The 20,432-nt window shown below is 62.3% G+C and carries 23 protein-coding genes; 11 read left to right on the forward strand and 12 right to left on the reverse strand.

Features of this window, described 5'->3' with window-relative positions:
- The first annotated feature begins 97 nt into the window (after positions 1 to 97).
- Complete coding sequence (gene greA, locus ACVIGB_RS23565; RefSeq protein WP_092124135.1) at positions 98 to 571, forward strand: transcription elongation factor GreA; 474 nt, start codon at positions 98 to 100, stop codon at positions 569 to 571.
- A 351-nt stretch (positions 572 to 922) separates the two neighbouring features.
- Positions 923 to 1,327 carry a DoxX family protein gene (locus ACVIGB_RS23570; protein ID WP_212313370.1) on the forward strand — a complete coding sequence of 135 codons (405 nt, stop codon included), beginning with the start codon at positions 923 to 925 and terminating at the stop codon, positions 1,325 to 1,327.
- Positions 1,328 to 1,547: 220 nt separating this feature from the next.
- Here the strand turns inward: ACVIGB_RS23570 and ACVIGB_RS23575 are convergent, their stop codons facing one another.
- From ACVIGB_RS23575 to ACVIGB_RS23600, 6 genes are all read right to left on the reverse strand, one after another.
- A complete protein-coding gene (locus tag ACVIGB_RS23575) occupies positions 1,548 to 2,078 on the reverse strand; it encodes a hypothetical protein (protein ID WP_456725089.1) in 531 nt (176 codons plus the stop codon).
- Positions 2,079 to 2,343: 265 nt separating this feature from the next.
- Positions 2,344 to 2,538, reverse strand: coding sequence for a hypothetical protein (locus tag ACVIGB_RS23580; protein WP_092126756.1), 195 nt, complete (start codon positions 2,536 to 2,538; stop codon positions 2,344 to 2,346).
- A 180-nt stretch (positions 2,539 to 2,718) separates the two neighbouring features.
- Positions 2,719 to 3,303, reverse strand: a complete 585-nt coding sequence (locus ACVIGB_RS23585) for a protein-S-isoprenylcysteine O-methyltransferase (RefSeq protein WP_092124132.1) — start codon at positions 3,301 to 3,303, stop codon at positions 2,719 to 2,721.
- A 198-nt stretch (positions 3,304 to 3,501) separates the two neighbouring features.
- Complete coding sequence (locus tag ACVIGB_RS23590) at positions 3,502 to 4,044, reverse strand: SGNH/GDSL hydrolase family protein (RefSeq protein ID WP_456720832.1); 543 nt, start codon at positions 4,042 to 4,044, stop codon at positions 3,502 to 3,504.
- Positions 4,045 to 4,130: 86 nt separating this feature from the next.
- Positions 4,131 to 4,880, reverse strand: coding sequence for a thioesterase domain-containing protein (locus ACVIGB_RS23595; protein ID WP_456720831.1), 750 nt, complete (start codon positions 4,878 to 4,880; stop codon positions 4,131 to 4,133).
- 1 nt (position 4,881) lies between these two features.
- Entirely contained in the window at positions 4,882 to 5,064 is a 183-nt protein-coding gene (locus ACVIGB_RS23600; RefSeq protein WP_456720830.1) for a hypothetical protein, read from the reverse strand.
- 197 nt (positions 5,065 to 5,261) lie between these two features.
- On the opposite strand from ACVIGB_RS23600, the gene ACVIGB_RS23605 reads away from it, so the two are divergent.
- Entirely contained in the window at positions 5,262 to 6,467 is a 1,206-nt protein-coding gene (locus ACVIGB_RS23605) for a hypothetical protein (protein WP_456720829.1), read from the forward strand.
- A gap of 114 nt (positions 6,468 to 6,581) precedes the next feature.
- On the opposite strand, the gene ACVIGB_RS23610 is transcribed toward ACVIGB_RS23605, so the two are convergent.
- Positions 6,582 to 7,061: an Lrp/AsnC family transcriptional regulator gene (locus tag ACVIGB_RS23610; RefSeq protein WP_092124130.1), complete on the reverse strand. Its 480-nt coding sequence runs from the start codon at positions 7,059 to 7,061 to the stop codon at positions 6,582 to 6,584.
- A 283-nt stretch (positions 7,062 to 7,344) separates the two neighbouring features.
- On the opposite strand from ACVIGB_RS23610, the gene trxB reads away from it, so the two are divergent.
- The 3 genes from trxB (at position 7,345) to dapA (ending at position 10,714) form a co-directional block, all read left to right on the forward strand.
- Entirely contained in the window at positions 7,345 to 8,310 is a 966-nt protein-coding gene (trxB, locus tag ACVIGB_RS23615; protein ID WP_456749220.1) for a thioredoxin-disulfide reductase, read from the forward strand.
- Between the two features lie 2 nt (positions 8,311 to 8,312).
- Complete coding sequence (locus ACVIGB_RS23620; protein WP_029081982.1) at positions 8,313 to 9,233, forward strand: LysR family transcriptional regulator; 921 nt, start codon at positions 8,313 to 8,315, stop codon at positions 9,231 to 9,233.
- A gap of 566 nt (positions 9,234 to 9,799) precedes the next feature.
- Positions 9,800 to 10,714, forward strand: coding sequence for a 4-hydroxy-tetrahydrodipicolinate synthase (gene dapA, locus ACVIGB_RS23625; RefSeq protein WP_456720828.1), 915 nt, complete (start codon positions 9,800 to 9,802; stop codon positions 10,712 to 10,714).
- Positions 10,715 to 10,878: 164 nt separating this feature from the next.
- On the opposite strand, the gene ACVIGB_RS23630 is transcribed toward dapA, so the two are convergent.
- The gene (locus ACVIGB_RS23630) at positions 10,879 to 13,272 is read right to left on the reverse strand and encodes a heavy metal translocating P-type ATPase (protein ID WP_456720827.1); all 2,394 of its coding nucleotides are present in this window, start codon (positions 13,270 to 13,272) and stop codon (positions 10,879 to 10,881) included.
- Between the two features lie 65 nt (positions 13,273 to 13,337).
- Between ACVIGB_RS23630 and ACVIGB_RS23635 the strand changes: the two genes are divergently transcribed.
- Entirely contained in the window at positions 13,338 to 13,613 is a 276-nt protein-coding gene (locus ACVIGB_RS23635) for a metal-sensitive transcriptional regulator (RefSeq protein WP_092124125.1), read from the forward strand.
- A gap of 128 nt (positions 13,614 to 13,741) precedes the next feature.
- On the forward strand, positions 13,742 to 14,908 hold the full coding sequence (locus tag ACVIGB_RS23640) for an IS481 family transposase (RefSeq protein ID WP_456720826.1): 1,167 nt from the start codon (positions 13,742 to 13,744) through the stop codon (positions 14,906 to 14,908).
- Positions 14,909 to 15,017: 109 nt separating this feature from the next.
- Here the strand turns inward: ACVIGB_RS23640 and ychF are convergent, their stop codons facing one another.
- From ychF to ACVIGB_RS23660, 4 genes are all read right to left on the reverse strand, one after another.
- A complete protein-coding gene (gene ychF / locus ACVIGB_RS23645; protein WP_456720825.1) occupies positions 15,018 to 16,115 on the reverse strand; it encodes a redox-regulated ATPase YchF in 1,098 nt (365 codons plus the stop codon).
- A 131-nt stretch (positions 16,116 to 16,246) separates the two neighbouring features.
- Positions 16,247 to 16,852: an aminoacyl-tRNA hydrolase gene (gene pth, locus ACVIGB_RS23650; RefSeq protein ID WP_456720824.1), complete on the reverse strand. Its 606-nt coding sequence runs from the start codon at positions 16,850 to 16,852 to the stop codon at positions 16,247 to 16,249.
- 55 nt (positions 16,853 to 16,907) lie between these two features.
- On the reverse strand, positions 16,908 to 17,633 hold the full coding sequence (locus ACVIGB_RS23655) for a 50S ribosomal protein L25/general stress protein Ctc (RefSeq protein ID WP_092124122.1): 726 nt from the start codon (positions 17,631 to 17,633) through the stop codon (positions 16,908 to 16,910).
- Between the two features lie 265 nt (positions 17,634 to 17,898).
- On the reverse strand, positions 17,899 to 18,159 hold the full coding sequence (locus tag ACVIGB_RS23660) for an accessory factor UbiK family protein (RefSeq protein WP_038388183.1): 261 nt from the start codon (positions 18,157 to 18,159) through the stop codon (positions 17,899 to 17,901).
- Positions 18,160 to 18,337: 178 nt separating this feature from the next.
- Between ACVIGB_RS23660 and ACVIGB_RS23665 the strand changes: the two genes are divergently transcribed.
- From ACVIGB_RS23665 to lgt, 3 genes are read left to right on the forward strand one after another with little or no spacing between them, the layout of a single operon-like run.
- A complete protein-coding gene (locus ACVIGB_RS23665) occupies positions 18,338 to 19,069 on the forward strand; it encodes a dienelactone hydrolase family protein (protein WP_456720823.1) in 732 nt (243 codons plus the stop codon).
- A 16-nt stretch (positions 19,070 to 19,085) separates the two neighbouring features.
- A complete protein-coding gene (locus ACVIGB_RS23670; RefSeq protein WP_456720822.1) occupies positions 19,086 to 19,577 on the forward strand; it encodes a GNAT family N-acetyltransferase in 492 nt (163 codons plus the stop codon).
- A 5-nt stretch (positions 19,578 to 19,582) separates the two neighbouring features.
- On the forward strand, positions 19,583 to 20,425 hold the full coding sequence (gene lgt, locus ACVIGB_RS23675; protein ID WP_092124120.1) for a prolipoprotein diacylglyceryl transferase: 843 nt from the start codon (positions 19,583 to 19,585) through the stop codon (positions 20,423 to 20,425).
- The last annotated feature ends 7 nt before the right edge of the window (positions 20,426 to 20,432 follow it).

Below are 20,432 nucleotides of genomic sequence, written 5' to 3' on the forward strand. Positions count from 1 at the left end.
ACTGGGCTTCCGGGCGCATTCGCGTCCTGATTCCTGCGTTAGCTGAACTGGATATTCGTGCACGGCCGCCGGGCGCGCACGACGAAGGACGAAGATGATGGATAAGGTTCCGATGACCGCGGGCGGATACGCCGCGCTGACGAACGAGTTGAAGCATCGCCAATCGGTGGATCGTCCGCGCATCATCGAACACATTGCGGAAGCACGCTCGCACGGCGACCTCTCTGAGAACGCCGAGTATCACGCCGCCAAGGAAGAGCAGTCGCACAACGAAGGCCGCATCGCCGAGCTCGAAGACAAGCTCGCGCGCGCCGACATCATCGACATCTCGAAACTGTCCGGCGACACCATCAAGTTCGGCGCCACCGTCACGCTGATCGACGAGGACACCGAGAAGAAGGCGGTGTGGCAGCTCGTTGGCGAGGTCGAAGCCGATGCCAAGAAGGGCCGCATCTCCATCACCTCGCCGCTCGCGCGCGCGCTGATCGGCAAGAAGAAGGGTGCCACCGTCGAGGTGATGGCGCCGGGCGGCGCCAAGGCCTACGAGATCACCAAGGTCGAGTGGCGGTAGTTACCTTGACGTGACTGGTGCAAAAAGGCCGCGTGTTGCACGCGGCTTTTTTTGTGCCCGCGTTTTCCCCCCGTCTGACAGCAATGTGAGTGGAGAGCGGGTGGGCGGCATACTAGTGAGGCCGTGACATGTTTATGCAGTATAATCATGTCGGGGACTGGGGCGGAGCCGGTGATTGCGTCGCAACACGCATCGCGGCGTGTCACCGTGTCACTGGTGCGTTCTCTCGCAACTTCCGTGGAGCGAGGAATGATTCCAGGTGCAAGGTGTTGACATCACATTCGGGTGGCGGACACCGTGTGCTTCTGCATCGTGCAATGTTCCAGCGTGTCAAACAGGGGGTTAATGACAATGGACCAGATGTTTTCCAAATGGCAGCCGACGGCGCTGAGCCTGTTCCGGTTCATCACCGGACTGCTGCTGTTTCAGTACGGCGTCGCCAAGATCTTCAAGTTTCCCGTGCTCGCCTACTTCGCCAATATCCCGCCGTTGATCCAGGCTGCAGGCTGGCTTGAACTGGTGCTCGGCGCGCTCCTGATGCTCGGCCTGTTCTCGCGGCTGGCCGCGTTCATCCTGTCGGGCGAGATGGCGTTCGCTTATTTCCTCGGCCACATGCTGAAGAACCCGGCCGAGCCGGTGTTGCTGCCGCTGCTCAACAACGGCACCGCAGCGATCCTGTTCTGCTTCGCCTGCCTCTACCTCGCGACCTCGGGCCCCGGCCCGATCAGCGTCGACGCCGCGATGGGCAAGAAGTAACAACATCGCTGAGACCCGTCCCGCTCAGTTGGGACGGGTTCTTCGCGGCTACGCCGCAACTACAGCGGCAATCCGTCGAACAATGCGAAAGGAGTCAGGAGAGCCTGAGGGCGCTGTGCGTGATGGAACCAACCCGAAGAAGCTTACACGTTCGCATGGGATGCCTGCTCCAATGCGACCAGCCTGTACGCGATAGCGGCTTTGCCCAGTTGCGGGAGAACTAAGGATCAGACGCGAGCTGCACCGTTTGGCGCCCGCCGTTCATGTCTCTCAACTGGTTTACGTAATCCTCGGGCTTCTGCAAATGGAATGGGGTCTTCAAACCCATGAAGCTCGCTATGCGACCAATAAAAGCCGTGCAATTGGTCGTTTCGGCGTTCCAGAGAGGCGAGGTCGCCTGAAGATGCTTGATATACGCAAAGACTTTCTTCGCGTCGGCCTCGCTCAAATACACGCGATAGCTGGCCGTCAAATACTGCACGTCAAGGTCGCCGTAGCTTGCTCCCGTCTCGGAGGGTACCCACGTCAGATGTCCCAGCATATAAGGCAGGACGTCGCCCGCCGGGTGCAGCCCCGCAACGTCGACCATCTTCTCGCTTGTCTTACCGTACCAAACGAACGCGTGCCCGTAAGAAGCTGCCGTGCGGGCACGAAAGTCCACGTAATACGGCCCTTTGGCTACAGACCTTCGCGCCGGCTTGACGTCTGCTCCAGAAACGGAAGCACTCGGTCCAACAACGGCCGTTGCCACGACCGACCTTGACGACGGTTTACGCGGCTTATCCTGCTGCAGCGGGGCTTGATCGGTCTGCGCAGCCAATTGCTGCGCATGACTGATGCCGGCTTCCAAAGTCGCGGAAGCTATGACGATACCAATTCCGGCAAGCAGCCGCAGGCCGCCCCGTTTCCGATTCGATTTCGGCACCTTCAGACCCTCACTAAGGGCAAGACATCACCCCCGAACAGCGCCTTCAGCAAAAAAGCTGAAGGAGCGCGTTGTCCGGACGATCCTCGATCTAGCCCTTCGTTACGATGGGAGCTTTTCCAACCGGGGTCTTGCCGACCGGATATTTGCCGACCGGATACTTGCCAATTGGCATCTTGCCAATCGGAGCCTGCTCGGCGACCGGCTGCGGACGAGGAAGGTCGGCCGCACTGGCGACAGCCATGAAACCGAATGTAGCAACTCCAGCAACCAGAAATTTCAACATCGTGATCTCCGAGATGGACAGCTTGAGTCTGAACACCATACCGTCTGACGGCTACGGCGCAATTAACGCTGTACCAAAGCTTACGCTCGGACGGTCCTTTCTTTGCCAGATGTGGCAAAAACGACACGGAATGATTGCTTTGCGTGCAGGGCCCGGCGAGACCGACCTCGTATCGCCGGCTCAGAGCAGCCTCGGCATAATGCGTCCGGTCCGTGCCATATACTCGCGATACTCGTCGCCGAACGTTTCCAGCATCATCTGTTCTTCTCTGGCAAGCCGGCCGAAAAACAATGTCCCAAATCCGATCAGGCCAGCGAAACCGGCGACCAAATTCGGCAAGAGCAACGCCTGGGCGGCAGCCCAGAGCCAGAATGCGGAATACATGGGGTGGCGAATTTTTCGATAGATCCCGTCGGTGATCAGGTGATGATTTTCCCGCACGTCGAGACTTACCGACCAGTTCCGACCAAGAGCGCGATGGGTCAGCCGGAACATGATCAGCGCTGCAATCGCCAGGAGAACGCCCAGCCAGGCTTGAGCTGGCCGGAAGACGTACGATGCGAAATGAGGTGCGGCTGTTGCGATGTAGACGAACGGCACAATGCCGAGACCGGTGAGCGATATCAGCAGCAGGGTGTTTTCGCGAGCACCCCGGGCGCTCCGCAAGACCTTTTCACGGCGAGCACGACGCGCGTATCTGTAGCGGATGAGATACCAACCGACCGCCATCATGATAAACACGAACTTGGCAATGTCAGGCGTCATCGTGGGCCCAGGGCTCGTTTCGCTGGCGCGTCATCTCTGCCGACCATCGAAAGGGCGCCGTTCCTAGCGAGCGTCTGAGATTTGACCGAAACAAATCCACAGATCAGCATGAAACAATCATACAGGGCTTGCAGGCCGTTTCCACTGATAAGTTGGCCGTGCGACCGCTCGAATCCAAGGCGGAGGCGTCGCTGGGCTCTATCTCGCCTGCGGCGAGGCCGCGATGGCTCTCCGGTCTATCATCGCCAACACTCGCGGGAGTAACCGCGACGCTATGAAAGCATGGCCGTCAGCCGTGAGGTGAATGAAGTCAAAAGCGTAATACTGCGGAGGAATCTCTTCGTCGTACACGATCACTTTGATGGCGCGATCACGCAACCGCCGCTCCATCGCGGCGATGTTGGCCGCCCGCTGCTCCTTCGTAACCAGGAAACGCCTGTCGTTGCCTCCAGGCTGCAAGATTACGATGTCGGTTCCCCTTGGCACATCGCTATCAATGCGCTTGAGCATGCCGGCCGTGGTATCGAAGGGAACACCGGCATTGACGACGTTCGCATTGACGCCCTTCCCTTTCAGCAGCACCTCTAACTTGGCCGGGTAGGCACCTTGCTTTCCGACGTACCAGCCTTGCGTATTGCTTGCGCCGACCGCCACGATATGAATCGGTTTTGTGAAGGCGGCGCACACGGTCGCCAGGATACACAAGGCCATAGCGACCGAGAATTTTCTGAACGGCGTCACCGACTGCCTCCGGCCTGAAGTGCTAGAGAGAACAATACAAACACCGGGCCCCGACAGAGACGTGACCTAAAGCCTTACATGCAGTGTCAAACCCCAACTCCAGCTGCCTTCTGGGCGTCATGCGAGGAATTGGTTGAAGCTCCGGCCGCAGGCAAATCCGAGTTCGAAGGATTCTGGCGTTGTCGTGGGCGCGCGACAGCGAGCCCGATTGCCCTGATCTTTCGTATCACCAGGCTATGCAACGCCGCGCTTTTATCGATGTTGAAGTGGTCGACGTTTACATCGCGAACATAGAAGTTTGTAAGCTCGCCGCGGAAGCCGGGGCCGCGACTTATTCGAGCGCTTTCATGCTTGTACAGATTTAAAACCCTTGCGACATTAGCCGTCGCCGCATGAGGCGACGTTCCGTCGAATGGGACAACCAAAGCGACCGGCACGCCCATCTGGCCAAGGTACTCTGCCATCGACATCACGGCATCCGCACCAAGAGAGTGCCCCACCAGTATAATGGGTCCACGCTGGCCCGCTCGATAGTTCGCGATAATTTCGTCGGCAACGCCTCTCCACTGGGCGTGATTGGCGACAACCGCGGCGATGCCGGCCGCGCGCAGCTGGACGGCGAGGTCGTCCATGCCCAAAGAAAAGACGTTCAACAATCCGCGGAACAAATAAACGTGCGCCGCGGAGGAATGCAGCCGAGCGGGCGAACCGGTCGATCTCAGTGCAACGGTTATTGCGGGGCTAGCCTGCGCCGCGTTGTTCAAATGTAAGCCGCTTGCAAAAAGAACCGTTAAGACGGCGCATACCAGCGCCGCGCTGTAACGTAGTCTCTTCATTTCAATATCCCTCGCCCACCTCAAATCCAGTCGCATTAAACCAGACCTGCGAATCGTGACAATCAAGAACGATTTCGAAATGCGTGCTGAGGCGCGCAATTGGTTTACTGTCGCGGATTTGCCACACGGAAAAAGCGATCGAGCCACGACCGTTCATGACCTTCCGGCGGTCAATGGCTTCCACTATGGGAAGGTCCTCTGTACTTTTTTGATCGAGGCCATCTCAAAGAGTGTCGCCTCGCGGAGGGAGTGGTAATTTAATAAGGTCAAGATCACCAAGGCTTCGGGATCAACGTCGCAAGAGTTCCGGGGTAACGTGTCTATGCGGTCCGGTTTCCGGAACGAGTGGCAACCAATGTCCATAACGATTCGAGTTGCTAGATGATTCAACGACGGCACGTCTTCCACATTGGCGGTTACGATCCAATCACCCCAGAAGAGCAGGTCGAACGCTTGCGCCGCTCGCTGTCGAGCTTCGAAAAGGTTTGGGGCGCCTCTTCACGGCTGTCGGAAATCTCGAACACATCTGCAATCAATGCTTCATGCGACCTGGAAGCATGGGGACCAAACTGGAAAACCGACAACACCTTCGAGATGCTGCGCTGGGACGATCTCATCCGGCGCGATTCGGGAGTCGGGCTGGTGCCTCGTCTCGTTCAGTCCGTGAAAGCGCTATTCAACTTCATCCTTACCGGAACACTATTCAGATATGCGGTCGCAAGCTGGAAATATGCTCTCTTCTTTGTCTTTCCATATTGCTGTTTGCTCTTGATCGCATTTTGCAGCGTCGGGCTGTCATATCTGCTTGTCAGGCTCATACCCGCTACATTCTGGGTTGAACAATTGCTGCTTGGTGTTTTTCTATCGCTTGCCATCTTCATCAGCTCAATGCTCTGGATTGGACCCAAGCGTCGGATAAACCACATCCTTGATGATGCCATTTTCTCCTACCAGTTTCTTTACGGGCAAAAAGGCGAGCTTGATAAGCGCCTCGGCGATTTTGCGGCCTTGATATTGAGAACAGCTCGGGCCGCAGATGTTGATGAAATTCTGATTGTTGGCCATTCCCTTGGCGCCGCGCTCTCGATAGCGGCTGTCGCGCGCGCGCTGAAGCTGGATCCTCTGCTTGCAACGCACGGACCGAAGCTATGCATTCTCACAGTGGGCGCCACGATTCCCAAATTCTCATTGCATCCGATGGGCGGCCAAATACGGGAAGCGGCACAACTTGTGGCCGGAACGTCTGCCATCGACTGGGTCGAGTACCAGGCACGAGATGACGCAATCAGCTTCTATCGCTTCGATCCCGTCACGCTGAAACGTACCAGTCGAGACTATTCAGGCGAGCACCCGAAGATTCGGCGCGTCCAAATACATTCAATGATAAGTCCAGTCCGCTTCAGACGTCATCGATTCAACTTCATGCAGATCCACTATCAGTTTCTAATGGGAAACGACCGGCGCTCGGTTTACGACTATTGCATGATTACTTGCGGCCCGCTCGCGTTCAACGTCGCGACTTCACCGTCCGGGGCTGTTGGATTATTCGAGGCAAACGGTTCGGTGATGACAGCCCGAGGTTGCTGAGAAGACCCTTCACCAAGCTCAAACCATGGTACGTTGGCACCAGACGTCAGACGCGTAGTTGCGCACCCTGGTTCGATGCCGGCGCATCGCCCCGAAATGACGCGCCGCCGCGCGCTATCCGGCAGCCTTGAGATCCAGCGGCACCGCAGCTTCGTATTTCGAATTGTGCAGCACCAGCGACGTCCTGACGTTGCGCACATGCGGCGCGGCCGTCAGATGGGTGACGAAATCCTGGAAGGTCGCCATGTCGGGAGCGACGCATTTGAGGATGAAATCGACTTCGCCGGACAGCATCCAGCATTCCCGCACCAACGGCTCGGCGCGCACAAAATTCTCGAAGGCGCGGAGATCGGCGTCGGCCTGGCTCGACAGATGCACAGAAGCAAACACCGTGACGTCGTAGCCGAGGCGGCGCGGATCGAGCAGGCCGCGGTAGCCCTGGATGTAGCCCTCCTCCTCCAGCGCCCGGACCCTGCGCAAGCAGGGCGGCGGCGAGATCCCGACGCGTTTGGCGAGTTCCACATTGGTGATTCGGCCATCAGCCTGGATCTCGGCGAGGATTTTGAGGTCGATCTCGTCAAGGTTCTTCGACACGCGACTTGGGTTCCCTCAGGGTTCGGAAGGTTTGGCAGGTCTGCCGGCAACTCTCATAGCGCAGGCAGCCGGCATTGCGCAATTTTATTGCGCGTGCAGCGCACGATTTCGCGAATGTGACTTCAGTTCCGGGGAAAAATCGCTGCCATGGATTGCAAATCTTGCATAGCTTCCCAGATATCCTAGACTTGGATTTGACACTTTTGGCGCCGCCGTGACGCGTTTCCGGGGCGCTTCCCGCACAAGTCCTTGATCAAAATCCCCAAAACAGAGGGATCTCACAATGCCCGCGCCTACCCATGCCAAGGTCGTCATCATCGGGTCCGGCCCCGCCGGTTACACCGCAGCGATCTACGCGGCGCGCGCGATGCTCGAACCGATCCTGATCCAGGGCATTCAGCCGGGCGGGCAGCTCACCATCACCACCGACGTCGAGAACTATCCGGGCTTCGCCGATGTGATCCAGGGCCCCTGGCTGATGGAGCAGATGGAGAAGCAGGCGGCCCATGTCGGCACCAAGATCGTCACCGATCTCGTCAACAAGCTGGAGCTCGGCCACCGCCCGTTTCGTCTGACCTGCGATTCCGGGGACGTCTATCTCGCCGAAACTGTCATCCTCGCCACCGGCGCCCAGGCGCGCTGGCTCGGACTGCCCTCGGAAGAGAAATTCCAGGGCGGCGGCGTGTCGGCCTGCGCGACCTGCGACGGCTTCTTCTACCGCGGCAAGGAAGTCGTGGTGGTCGGTGGCGGCAACACCGCGGTCGAGGAAGCGCTGTATCTGACCAATCATGCCTCGCAGGTCACCATCGTGCATCGCCGCGATCATTTCCGCGCCGAGCGCATCCTGCAGGAGCGGCTGTTCAAGCATCCCAAGATCAAGGTGGTGTGGGATTCCGCGATCGACGAGATCTGCGGGTCGGAGAACCCGAACAAGGTCACCCATGTGCGGCTGAAGAACGTCAAGACCGGCGCACTGACCAACCTCAAGACCGACGGCGTCTTCGTCGCGATCGGCCATGCGCCGGCGACGGAGCTCGTCAAAGGCCAGATCAAGCTGAAACCGTCGGGCTATGTCGAGGTGGCGCCGAATTCCACGGCGACCTCGGTGCCCGGCGTGTTCGCCGCCGGCGACGTGGCGGATGAAACCTTTCGGCAGGCGGTCACCGCCGCCGGCCTCGGCTGCATGGCGGCGCTCGAGGCGGAACGCTTCATTGCTCTTCGCGCGAGCGATCGCGCAGCGGCGGAATAATCATGGCACGCTCTCGCGACGGATTTACGGATATGGATTGGGACAAGCTGAAGGTCTTTCACGCGGCGGCGGAGGCTGGCAGCTTCACGCATGCCGGCGAGCAGCTCGGCCTGTCGCAATCGGCGGTCTCCCGCCAGGTCAGCGCACTGGAGCAGGAGCTCTCGGTCTCGCTGTTTCACCGCCATGCCCGCGGCCTGATCCTCACCGAGCAGGGCGACCTGCTGTTCCGCACCGCGCATGACGTGTTCATGCAGCTGCAGGCGGCGCGCGCAAAGCTCACCGACAGCCGCGAGCGGCCGAGCGGCGATCTCAAGATCACGACGCCGCCGGCGCTCGGCATCAACTGGCTGATCCCGCGGCTCGACGAGTTCGTCGCGCTCTATCCGGACATCCGGATCTCGCTGATCGTCACCGACGAGGACCTCGACCTGTCGATGCGCGAGGCCGACGTCGCGATCCGCACCCGCAAGCCGACCCAGCCCGACCTGATCCAGCGCAAGCTGTTCTCGATCGGCTTCCATGCCTATTGCTCGCCGGAATACATCAAGCGCTTCGGCACGCCGCGGACGCTGGATGATCTCGACTCGCACCGCATCATCATGCTCGGCGACTCGCAGGTGCCGCCGCATCTGCAGAACCGCAGCTGGCTGATCGATGCCGGCCGCAACGGCTCCGGTCCGCGCGAACCCTACTTCAAGGTCAACAACATCCTTGGCCTGGTGCGCGCCTGCCAGCAGGGCCTCGGCATCGCAGCGTTGCCGGACTATCTGGTCGAACAGAACAACCTCGTGCAGCTGTTCGGCGAGTCCGACTCGATCGCGCTCGACACCTACTTCGTCTATCCGGAAGAGCTGAAGACAGTGGCCCGGGTGCAGGTGTTCCGCGACTTCGTGGTCAGCAAGGCGCAGCGCTGGCCGTCCTGATTAAGCTGCCCTTATAGGGCTGGTTTATACGCTTTCCGCGCTGCCCCAAGAGGCCCCTGAATCTCCGCATGACTGACATGCGACCTGGATAGTTGCTGCAGGGCGTCGATGGGGATCATAGTGCTTGCACGCTGAGCGGTCGCGTCGCGCATATGTCCCCCTCCTCCAGTGGCGCGGAAGTTCAGTAATCCCTCTTGGAAGGTGATTGTGTCGGCCTCACGTGGCCAATACCTTAAGCCGGGCTCACTCGAGCCCGGCTTTTTTTCATCTCCATGTCTTTCACCTCCAGGTCTTTCACCTCCAGGTCTTTCACCTTGATGTCATGCTCGAACGTGCCGCACGTCACGGTCAGCATGTGGATTGACAACAACCTCGCAGCGCAGCATCATTATCCAATGATCACGACTTCGTGCGCCGTTCTGTCATCGAAAAAAGCTCCCCTCCCGGGGACACGAGATCGCGCGCGATAAGATCACCTTCGCATTCAACCGATCCCGAAACCCCGCCGCCTGGACGGGGTTTTTTGTTGGTCCCGTCTCCGGCTTTGCCCCCTTAGGAGATGGAACATGACTGAGCTACACCAGCAATTGCAGGGCCTCTGGCTGCCCCTGATCACGCCGTTCCGCGACGGCGAACTCGACGTCACCTCGCTACGCCGCCTGGTGCGGCACTATGTCAGTGGCCCTGTCGACGGGTTCATCCTCGGTGCAACCTCCGGTGAAGGCATGGCGCTCAGCACCGATGAGCTGGAAGGGCTGGTCAGCGTCGTGCTCGACGAGCTCAGTGCCAACTCCCGCCATTTGCCGGTCTGCCTCGGGCTCTCCGGCGCCTCGACGGCCATGATGAAGGATGCGCTGGATGATACGGCCGACTGGCCGATCAACGGCTACCTGATCGCGAGCCCCTATTACATCAGACCCTCGCAACGCGGGCTCGTGCAGCACTTCAACGCGCTGGCCGATCACGCGTCGTGGCCGGTGGTGCTCTACAACATTCCCTATCGCACGGCGGTGAACCTGACCAATGAGACGCTGCTGACGCTCGCGGAACATCCCAACATCGTCGGCATGAAGGATTGCTCTGCCGACCGCGCGCAGTCGATCGACTTCCTCAACCGCCGGCCCGCCGGCTTCCGCGTGCTGACCGGCGAGGACGCGCAGACATTCGATGCGCTCTCGGACGGCGCCGACGGCGCGATCCTGCTCTCCGCGCATCTGGAAACAGACACGTTCGCTTCGATCCGCACATTGCTGAAGCAGGGCAAGCGCGACGCGGCGCTGGCGGCCTGGCAGAGCGTCGTCGGCCTGACCCGGCTGCTGTTCGCGGAACCGAGCCCGGCGCCGGCCAAGCACTGGCTGTGGCGGCAGGGGCTGATCGATAGCCCCGAGGTGCGGCTGCCGATGGTGGAGGTGAGCGAGGATCTTGCGACCTGGCTCGATGCCGAGATGGAGCGGCGTGCGCAGCTTCTGCTGCCGGCGTGATCGCTCTTCTCCCTCTCCCCGCTCTTGCGGGGAGAGGGCTGGGGTGAGGGGCTGCTTCCGCGAACATAAGTGAGAGACGAACTCTCGGAGAATCCCCCTCACCCGGATCGCATCTTACGATGCGATCCGACCTCTCCCTGCAAGCGGGGCGAGGTAAGAGACGCCTAGTCCAGCTTCACCCTCGACAGCCGCAGCGCGTTGCCGATCACGCTGACCGAGGACAGCGCCATCGCGGCGGCGCCGACCATCGGCGACAGCAGGATGCCGAACAGCGGGTACAGCACGCCGGCCGCGATCGGCACGCCGGCGGCGTTGTAGACGAAGGCGAACGCCAGGTTCTGGCGGATGTTGCGCATGGTTGCGACCGACAGGCGCCGCGCCCGGACGAGACCCATCAGGTCGCCGGTGAGCAGCGTGATGCCGGCGCTCTCGATCGCGACGTCGGTGCCGGCGCCCATCGCGATGCCGACATCGGCTGCGGCGAGCGCCGGCGCATCGTTGACGCCATCGCCTACCATCGCGACGGTGCGGCCCTCGCCGCGCAGCCGCTGCACGACCTCGCTCTTGCGCTCCGGCAGCACGCCGGCCTCGACCTCGTCGATGCCAAGCGTCTTCGCCACCGCGCGCGCGGTGGTCTCATTGTCGCCGGTCAGCATCACGATGCGCAGGCCCTCGGCACGCAGCGCCTGCAGCGCATTCGCCGCCGACGTCTTGACCGGATCGGCGATCGCGATCACGCCGGCGACGCGCCCATCGACCGCGACATAGATCGCCGTCGCGCCGTCCCACCGCGCGGCCTCGGCGGCCTGGTCCAGCACCGACGTCGCGATCTTCAACTCGCCCATCAGCACCGCATTGCCGAGCGCAACCTTCCTGCCTTCGACCGTGCCGGTCGCGCCCTTGCCGGAGGGCGAGGCAAAATTGCTGACGGCCCCCGATGCCAGCTCGCGCTCCCTGGCGGACGCGATGATCGCCTGCGCCAGCGGATGCTCGCTGCCCTGCTCGACACTGGCGGCAAGACGGAGCACGTCATTCTCGTCGAACCCTTCGGCCGCAATGATGCGCACGACCTTCGGCTTGCCCTCGGTGAGCGTACCGGTCTTGTCGATGACCAGCGTGTCGATCGCCTCCATCCGCTCCAGCGCCTGCGCGTCGCGGATCAGGATGCCGGAATGCGCGCCGCGGCCGACGCCGACCATGATCGACATCGGCGTTGCCAGCCCCAACGCGCAGGGACAGGCGATGATCAGCACCGTGACCGCGGCGACCAGCGCGAAGGTCAGGCGCGGCTCGGGGCCAAACATCGTCCAGGCGATGAAGGCGAGCACGGCAGCGGCGATCACCGCCGGCACGAACCAGCCGGCGACGCGGTCGGCGAGCCGCTGGATCGGCGCGCGCGAGCGCTGCGCTTTCGCCACCATGTCGACGATCCGCGCCAGCATGGTGTCGCGACCGACCTTCTCGGCACGCATCACGAGGCCGCCGCTCTGGTTGACGGTGCCGCCGATCACGCTGTCGCCTTCGGCCTTCGTGACCGGCATCGATTCACCCGTGACCATGGATTCATCGATGACCGCGTTGCCCTCGATGACGACGCCGTCGACCGGTACCTTCTCGCCCGGGCGCACGCGCAGGCGGTCGCCGACCTTGATCGCGTCGATGTCGATGTCCTCGTCGCCATGATCGGTAATGCGCCGCGCGGTCTTGGGCGCGAGACCAAGCAACGCGCGGATCGCGCCCGAGGTCTGCGCGCGGGCGCGCAATTCCAGCACCTGGCCGAGCAGCACCAGCACCGTGATCACGGCCGCCGCCTCGAAATAGACCGCGACCGCACCATGCATGTCGCGGAACGCCGGCGGGAACAGCTGCGGCGCCAGCGTCGCGACCACGCTGTAGAGATAGGCGACGCCGACGCCCATGGCGATCAGCGTGAACATGTTGAGATTGCGCGTGACCACCGACTGCCAGCCGCGCACGAAGAACGGTGCGCCGGCCCACAGCACGACCGGCGTCGCCAGCACGAACGAAATCCAGTTCGACCAGGTCTGCGGCACCAGATGCATCAGCCCGAGATGGCTGCCCATCTCGAGCACGAACACAGGCAGCGTCAGCGCCAGCGCGATCCAGAACCGCCTGACCATATCGATCAATTCGGGATCCGGCCCATCGTCGAGCGAGATCTGCTCCGGCTCCAGCGCCATGCCGCAGATCGGGCAGCTGCCGGGACCGACCTGGCGCACCTCGGGATGCATCGGGCAGGTGTAGATCGTGCCGGCCGGCATTGGCGGCTCCGCCTCGCGCGGCTTGAGGTACTTGTCCGGCTCGGCCTCGAAGCGCTCGCGGCAGCGGCCGCTGCAGAACAGGTACTCCTCGCCCTGGTAGCTGAAGCGGTGCTTGGCGGTCGCCGGATCGACCTTCATGCCGCAGACCGGATCGATCGCGAACGCTGCTTCCGCCGGCGTCGCGTCGTGATCATGCTTGCCGCCGCAGCAGGAATGCGCGGCCGCGCCATGATGGTGATGATCGGCGTGCGAATGGTCGTGCTCTGTGTGCGCCACGAGACTCTTCCCGGCCGCTATCCCGGCCCCTTGATTTATATACCCTAGGGGGGTATATGAGACCTATGAGAGACGAGGTCAAGACATCCTGTTTAAAACGGCTCAAACGGATCGAGGGTCAGATCCGCGGGTTGGCCGCCATGGTCGAGGAAGACCGCTATTGCATCGACGTGGTGACGCAGATCGCGGCCGCGCGCGCGGCGTTGCGCCGCGTCGAGGAAGAGGTCCTGCGCGATCATGTCGCCCATTGCGTCGAGCATGCGATCTCGTCCGGCGACAAGGCCGACCAGCGGCGCAAGATCGCCGAGTTGATGGATGTGATCGGCCGCGCGGACCGGTGAGAGCTGTTTGGCAGTGCCCCGTCCGCACACTCGGTGTCGTCCCTGCCTTCGGGTTTGGTCCTTGCTGATTGGTTGGATGGAATCGGTGTAGAACGAGGCGTGGCCTTTGTCAGGGAGCACCTCGTGTCATGGAACTGAACCTGCACGCGAACGCCACCACGACACCAAAGACGCGCGCCTACATCCAGCGCAGCAAGAAGTCGGTTGCCCAGTTGGCGGCTGAACTGGGGGTCAGCGAGACCACGATCTACCGCTGGCGCGGCCGCACCACGGTTGGAGACCGTTCGCACCGGCCGAACAACCTCACGACCAGCCTGTCGGCCGTCGAAGAGCGAGCGGTTTGCGAGTTGCGGACGTCGCTGCAGTTGCCGCTGGACGACATCGTCGAGGTGATGCAGCGATGCATCAATGCCAAGCTGTCCCGCAGCGCCATTCACCGCTGCCTGCAGCGCAATGGCATCAGCCGGCTTGCCAAACCTGACAAGCCCAAGCCCGGTATCTTCGAGACCGCCAGCATCGGCTTTATCCATATCGACGTGAAGTATCTGCCGGCTCTGCAACGCCGCACCAGCTATGCTTTCGTCGCCATCGACCGCGCCACCCGCTACGTCTTTGTCGAGATCCATTCCAGGCGGGACGGAGCCACCGCGACCGACTTCCTCAAACGCTTCCTGGCCGACTTCCCGCACGAGGTTCACACCATCCTGACCGACAACGGCGCCGAGTTCACCGACCGCTTTGCTGTCGACAAGAAGAACAAGCCGGTCGGGAAACCGTCCGGCGACCACCCCTTTGATCAGCTCTGCAAGCAGCGCGGCATCCAGCATCGCCTGACCAAGCCCTACCACCCGCAGACCAACGGTCTCGTTGAACGCTTCAACCGCCGTATCGCCGAAGCCATTGGCCGCGAACAAAAGCGCGGCAGTGCAAGGCGCACCTTCATCGACCATGCCGATCGGGACGCCTTCATCGCCAAGTTCGTCCACGACTACAACCGAACTCGCCTCAAATGCCTCGGCTACCTGGCCCCAATGCAGGCCCTCGCCAATCACATGGGACCAAACACTTTCGCAGGGACCCATAACCACAGGGAGCGGTTGTTTGTGCGAGCTGGAGCCCCCGCGTGCTTCATAACCACGGCCGGTGGTTATGGGTCCCAGGTCGCGCTTCGCTTGCCCGAGACGACGTGGGGAGAAAGCCGAGCCCCACATTCGGTGTCGTCCCGGCGAAGGCGGGGACCCATAACCACAGGGAGTGGTTGTTTGTGCAAGCTGGGGCCCCAGCGTGCTTCATAACCACGGCCGGTGGTTATGGGTCCCGGGTCGCGCTTCGCTTGCCCGGGACGACGTGGGGATAGAGCGGTGCTTAATTCGCTGCTGCTGCGCGCACGGCTGAACAGCGCGCTCAGGTATTGAAGCGGAAATGCATCACGTCGCCGTCGGCGACGACGTAGTCCTTGCCTTCGAGCCGCAGCTTGCCGGCATCGCGCGCGCCGGCTTCGCCGTTGCCGGCGACATAATCCTCATACGCGATGGTCTCGGCGCGGATGAAGCCCTTCTCGAAATCGGTGTGGATCACGCCGGCGGCGGCGGGCGCCTTGGTGCCGCGGTCGATGGTCCAGGCGCGGGCTTCTTTCGGGCCGACAGTGAAATAGGTGATGAGGTCGAGCAGCTGGTAGCCGGCGCGGATCAAGCGGTCGAGACCGGCCTCCTCGAGGCCCAGCGTTTCCAGGAACTCGGCGCGCTCGGCGCGCGACAGCGTCGCGATCTCGGATTCGATCTTGGCCGAGATCACCACCGCGACCGCGCCTTCCTTCTTGGCTTGCTCGAACACCGCCTTGGAGAAATTGTTGCCTTCCTTGGCCGAGCCTTCCTCGACGTTGCAGACATAGAGCACGGGCTTCGAGGTCAGGAGCCCGAGCATGCGGAAGGCGCGCTCCTCCTCCGGCTTGCGCTCCAGCCCACGCGCCGGCTTGCCGTCGCGCAGCAGCACCAGCGCGCGGTTGACGAGCTCGAGCTGTTCCTTGGCTTCCTTGTCGTTGCCCTTGGCCTTTTTCGACAAATTGTCGACGCGCTTCTCCAGGCTGTCGAGGTCGGACAGCATCAGCTCGGTCTCGATGGTCTCGATGTCGGCGAGGGGCGCGATCTTGCCTTCGACATGGGTGATGTCGGAATCCTCGAAGCAGCGCACCACATGGGCGATCGCGTCGACCTCGCGGATGTTGGCGAGGAACTGGTTGCCGAGGCCTTCGCCCTGCGACGCGCCGCGCACCAGGCCCGCGATATCGACGAAGGTCAGCCGGGTCGGGATGATCTGCGCGGATTTTGCGATCGCCGACAGCTTCTCCAGCCGCGGATCGGGCACCGCCACCTCACCGACATTCGGCTCGATGGTGCAGAACGGATAGTTCGCCGCCTGGGCGGCCGCCGTCTCGGTCAGTGCATTGAACAGTGTCGACTTGCCGACGTTCGGCAGCCCGACGATTCCGCATTTGAATCCCATGTTTGTCCCGATCTCTCGCGCGCTCACGCTGCACGGTTGAATGACTGAGGTCGTCATACGCGGGCTTGACCCGCGTATCCATCCCACTTGGAAAAATGGATCGCCGGGTCGAGCCCGGCGACGACGAGGATCTACTTCGTGCCCTCGTCCTTGGTGTCGAAAAATCCCTTGGCCTGCATCGTCAGATGCACCTTGTTGGCGAACGAGGCGTCGTGCCCCGCAGCCAGCAGGCCGGCATTGTCGGCGACAGCCTGGCACAAGGCCTCCACCCACGCCCGGTCGCTCTTGGCGAAGTCCGACAGCACGTGGCTGTGCACGAGCTCCTTGACGCCGGGATGACCGATCCCGAGCCGCACCCGCCGATATTCGTTGCCGATATGTGCGGAGATCGAGCGCAGCCCGTTATGGCCGGCAATCCCGCCGCCGATCTTGACGCGTACCTTGCCGGGCGGCAGTTCGAGCTCGTCCTGGAACACGGTGATGTCGGAGGGGGCGAGCTTGAAGAAGTTCGCCGCTTCCTGCACCGCGCGCCCGGACTCGTTCATGTAGGTGGTCGGCTTCAACAGCACGACCTTCTCACGGTCGACCACGCCTTCGGAGGTCTCGCCCTGAAAGCGACGGCGCCATGGTGCGAAACCATGACGCCGTGCAATCTCGTCGACCGCCAGAAAACCGATATTGTGCCGGTTGCTGGCGTATTTCGCGCCAGGATTACCGAGACCGACAAAAAGGCGCATGGCGCGGCATCCCGCGTCGGCGCGCCATCAGACGATCGCGCGCCGACCTGATCGATTACTTCTTCTTGTCGCCACCGCCGGCGGGAGCCTTGGCACCCGCGGCCGGAGCCGCAGCACCCGCAGCCGGAGCCGCCGCAGCGGCCGGAGCTGCAGCACCCGCGGCCGGAGCCGCGCCACCAGCAGCCGCCGCAGCTGCGGCCTTCTGCTCTTCGGCGTAGCCGGACGGCGGCACGATGGTGACCAGCGTCGCGTCCTCGCGGGTCAGCGACTTCACGCCCTTGGGCAGCGTGACCTCGGAGAGATGCAGCGAGTAGTTGATCTCGAGGCTGCCGACGTCGACTTCGATGTATTGCGGAATGTTGTCGACCGCGCACTCGAGCTCGAGCGCGTGGGTGACGATGTTCACGGTGCCGCCGCGCTTGATGCCGGGGGCGGTTTCCGCGTTGACGACGTGCAGCGGCACGCTGACGCGGATGGTCGCGCCTTCGCCGAGCCGCATGAAGTCGACATGGAGCGGAAAGTCCTTCACCGGGTCGAGGTGGAAGTCGCGCGGAATCACGCGGTGCTTCTTGCCCTCGAGGTCGATGTCATAGATCGTGGTCAGGAACCGGCCCGCCAGGATGCGCTGGCGCAGTTCACGATCGTCGACCGAGATGGTGACGGGGGGCTGGTTGTCTCCGTAGATCACTCCGGGAACTCTCCCGGCGCGACGCTCTGCCCGGGCGGCCCCCTTGCCGCTCTTCGGACGCGCGGTCGCCTTCAATTCCTTGACGGTCGCCATAGCGTTAAGTCCTTGTATTTAAAAAGTTAAAGGCCGCAGCGCGGCCCATGCTCAGATCCACAGCAAGCCTCCAGGGGTGCGGGGGCCGCGGACGTGGCGGGCTTTTAGCCCCAAAGGGCCGAAATGACAAGGAAATGAAGGGATTTTTCTTGGATTACCGAGGCAGATCGTAGCCCGGATGGAGCGAAGCGAAATCCGGGGCTACCGCCTCAGCGGGGCCAGCCCCCGGATTGCGCTTCGCTCCATCCGGGCTACGCGGCGTCCGTCAGCCGGCTGAACCGCCGAGCTTGGCTTCCAGCGCGGCGATCCTCGCCTTCAGCGCCTCGTTCTCCTCGCGCGCCAGGCGGGCCATGTCCTTGACCGCGTCGAATTCCTCGCGCTTGACCACATCGAGGTCGCGCAGGATCCGTTCGGCCTGGTTGCGCATGACCGTGTCGACCTCACGCTTGACGCCCTGGGCTGCGCCCGCGGCGTCGTTCATCAGACGGCCGATCTCATCGAAAAACCGGTTGCTGGTCTGGGTCATCTGGCAAAACTCTCCGCATTCACTGGCTTGCGCAAAAGACAATGGCGATCCCCGCCACCCGGTTCAAGTCCGCCGCGAATAGCAGACCTTACGGGCGCTTGCCTTGTCATGCTCCGGTTTCCTTGCAATCGTATGAACTCACAACAGAAATCGCACACATAACGCGAGCAGAAACGCCATGATCGAGCAGACCGTCGAGATCCCGACCAAGGACGGCAAGACCACCACCTTCATCACCCATCCCGAGCGCGGCGGCCCCTTCCCTGTCGTCATCTTCTACATGGACGCGCCTGGTATCCGCGAGGAGCTGCGCGACATGGCGCGCCGGCTCGGCACGTCAGGCCACTATGTGATGCTGCCCAACATGTATTACCGCGCCGGCGCGATGGAGCTCGGCCCGATCAATCCCGATCCGGAATCGCCCGAGCGCAAGCGCATGTTCGAGCTGATGCACTCGCTCAACATCCCGCTGGTCATGGAAGACACCAAGGGCCTGCTCGCCTACGCCGAGACGCAGAAGGCCGCCAACACCAAAATCATCGGCACCGTCGGCTATTGCATGAGCGGTCGCTACGCGGTGAACGCGGCGACGCATTTCGCCGATCGCGTCAAGGCCGCCGCTTCGATCTACGGCACACATCTGGCAACCGACCAGCCCGACAGCCCGCATCTCGCCGCGCAGAAGACCAAGGCCGAGCTCTATTTCGCTTGCGCCGAGACCGACATCTACGCGCCGGCGGAGATCATCGAGCAGGTGAAGGCGGGCATGAAGGGCTCGAACAACGAGGTCGAGATCTATCCCGGCACCCATCATGGCTTCGCCTTCCCCAAGCGCCCGGTCTACGACCGCGACGCCGCCGAACGCCATTGGGAGCGGCTGCTCGCGCTCTATCGCCGCAACCTGGTCTGAGGCCCGAAGCACGGGGATGGCGGAAGCCGTGCGCATTCGAGCCTACCGTAGCTCCGACGCCGACGAGGTGAACCGGCTTGCGGTGACGGCCTTCGAGCAATTCCGTGACGCCTTCAACGACTGGCCGGCGATGCGAGCCGGCCTGTCAAAAACTTCTGAATTGAGTTCCGGCGGCGAGATCATCGTCGCCGAGCTCGGCGACCGGCTTGCCGGCGCGGTCGGCTATTTTGGGCCCGGCGTCAAAAAGGCCGCATTCTTCGATCAGGCATGGCCGGTCATTCGCATGCTGGTGGTCGACCCCGTCGACAGGGGCAAGGGACTCGGGCATGCGTTGACGTCGGAATGCCTCGCCAGGGCGCGGCGCGACCGGTGCCGGACCATTGCGCTTCACACGAGCCCCATCATGACGGTCGCCTTGCCGATGTATCTCAGAATGGGCTTCAGCAAGGTGCATGACGCTCCGCCCATTCATGGCGTGCCCTACGCCGTCTACACGAAAGCGCTCTGATCCCGATGCCGTTCCTGCTGATCGACTTTCCGGTGTTCAACCCCGTCGCGCTCGCGCTCGGGCCGATCGTGATCCGCTGGTATGCGCTGGCCTATATCGTCGGCATCGTGTTGGGCTGGATCTATGCGCGCTCGCTGATCAAGAAGCAGCGGCTGTGGGGCGGTCCGGCGCCGATCACGCTGCCGCAGCTCGACGATTTCATCCTCTGGGTCACCATCGGCATCATCGTCGGCGGCCGCACCGGCTACGTGCTGTTCTACAACCTGCCCTTCTTCATCGCGCACCCGTCCGAGATCCTGGAATTGTGGAAGGGCGGCATGTCGTTCCACGGCGGCTTCCTCGGCTGCGTCGCCGCGGTGATGCTGTTCGCCCGCCGCAACAACATCCCGATCCTGTCACTCGGCGACATCACCACCGCGGTCGCGCCGATCGGGCTGTTCCTCGGCCGGCTGGCCAATTTCATCAACAGCGAATTGTGGGGCCGTCACGCCGATCCAAGCCTGCCCTGGGCCATGATCTTCCCCAATGGCGGACCGCTGCCGCGCCATCCGAGCCAGCTCTACGAGGCCGGGCTCGAGGGCATCGTGCTGTTCACTGCGCTGGCGATCATGATCCGGATGGGCGCGCTCAAGCGGCCAGGCCTGATCCTCGGCAGCTTCATCACGATCTACGGCATTGCCCGGATCATCGGCGAGCATTTCAGGGAGCCCGATCCGCAGCTCGGATTCCTGTGGGGCGGATTAACCATGGGGATGCTGCTGTCGGTGCCAATGATCATTGTGGGCGCTATCATCATCACGGCCGCCGTTCGCCGCAGGGCGAACGGGCCGGCGCCGAGTTCAACCTAAAGCAAGT

It is taken from the genome of Bradyrhizobium sp. USDA 4341, assembly GCF_054063755.1.

Coding starts and splice junctions, on each gene's coding strand:
- greA (WP_092124135.1), top strand. CDS start 98: ATGGATAAGGTTCCGATGACCGCGGGCGGATACGCCGCGCTGACGAAC.
- ACVIGB_RS23640 (WP_456720826.1), top strand. CDS start 13,742: ATGGAACTGAACCTGCACGCGAACGCCACCACGACACCAAAGACGCGC.
- lgt (WP_092124120.1), top strand. CDS start 19,583: ATGCCGTTCCTGCTGATCGACTTTCCGGTGTTCAACCCCGTCGCGCTC.
- ACVIGB_RS23620 (WP_029081982.1), top strand. CDS start 8,313: ATGGCACGCTCTCGCGACGGATTTACGGATATGGATTGGGACAAGCTG.
- ACVIGB_RS23580 (WP_092126756.1), bottom strand. CDS start 2,538: ATGTTGAAATTTCTGGTTGCTGGAGTTGCTACATTCGGTTTCATGGCT.
- ACVIGB_RS23665 (WP_456720823.1), top strand. CDS start 18,338: ATGATCGAGCAGACCGTCGAGATCCCGACCAAGGACGGCAAGACCACC.
- ACVIGB_RS23595 (WP_456720831.1), bottom strand. CDS start 4,880: ATGAAGAGACTACGTTACAGCGCGGCGCTGGTATGCGCCGTCTTAACG.
- ychF (WP_456720825.1), bottom strand. CDS start 16,115: ATGGGATTCAAATGCGGAATCGTCGGGCTGCCGAACGTCGGCAAGTCG.
- ACVIGB_RS23655 (WP_092124122.1), bottom strand. CDS start 17,633: ATGGCGACCGTCAAGGAATTGAAGGCGACCGCGCGTCCGAAGAGCGGC.
- pth (WP_456720824.1), bottom strand. CDS start 16,852: ATGCGCCTTTTTGTCGGTCTCGGTAATCCTGGCGCGAAATACGCCAGC.
- ACVIGB_RS23585 (WP_092124132.1), bottom strand. CDS start 3,303: ATGACGCCTGACATTGCCAAGTTCGTGTTTATCATGATGGCGGTCGGT.
- dapA (WP_456720828.1), top strand. CDS start 9,800: ATGACTGAGCTACACCAGCAATTGCAGGGCCTCTGGCTGCCCCTGATC.
- ACVIGB_RS23605 (WP_456720829.1), top strand. CDS start 5,262: ATGATTCAACGACGGCACGTCTTCCACATTGGCGGTTACGATCCAATC.
- ACVIGB_RS23635 (WP_092124125.1), top strand. CDS start 13,338: ATGAGAGACGAGGTCAAGACATCCTGTTTAAAACGGCTCAAACGGATC.
- ACVIGB_RS23570 (WP_212313370.1), top strand. CDS start 923: ATGGACCAGATGTTTTCCAAATGGCAGCCGACGGCGCTGAGCCTGTTC.
- ACVIGB_RS23670 (WP_456720822.1), top strand. CDS start 19,086: ATGGCGGAAGCCGTGCGCATTCGAGCCTACCGTAGCTCCGACGCCGAC.
- ACVIGB_RS23660 (WP_038388183.1), bottom strand. CDS start 18,159: ATGACCCAGACCAGCAACCGGTTTTTCGATGAGATCGGCCGTCTGATG.
- trxB (WP_456749220.1), top strand. CDS start 7,345: ATGCCCGCGCCTACCCATGCCAAGGTCGTCATCATCGGGTCCGGCCCC.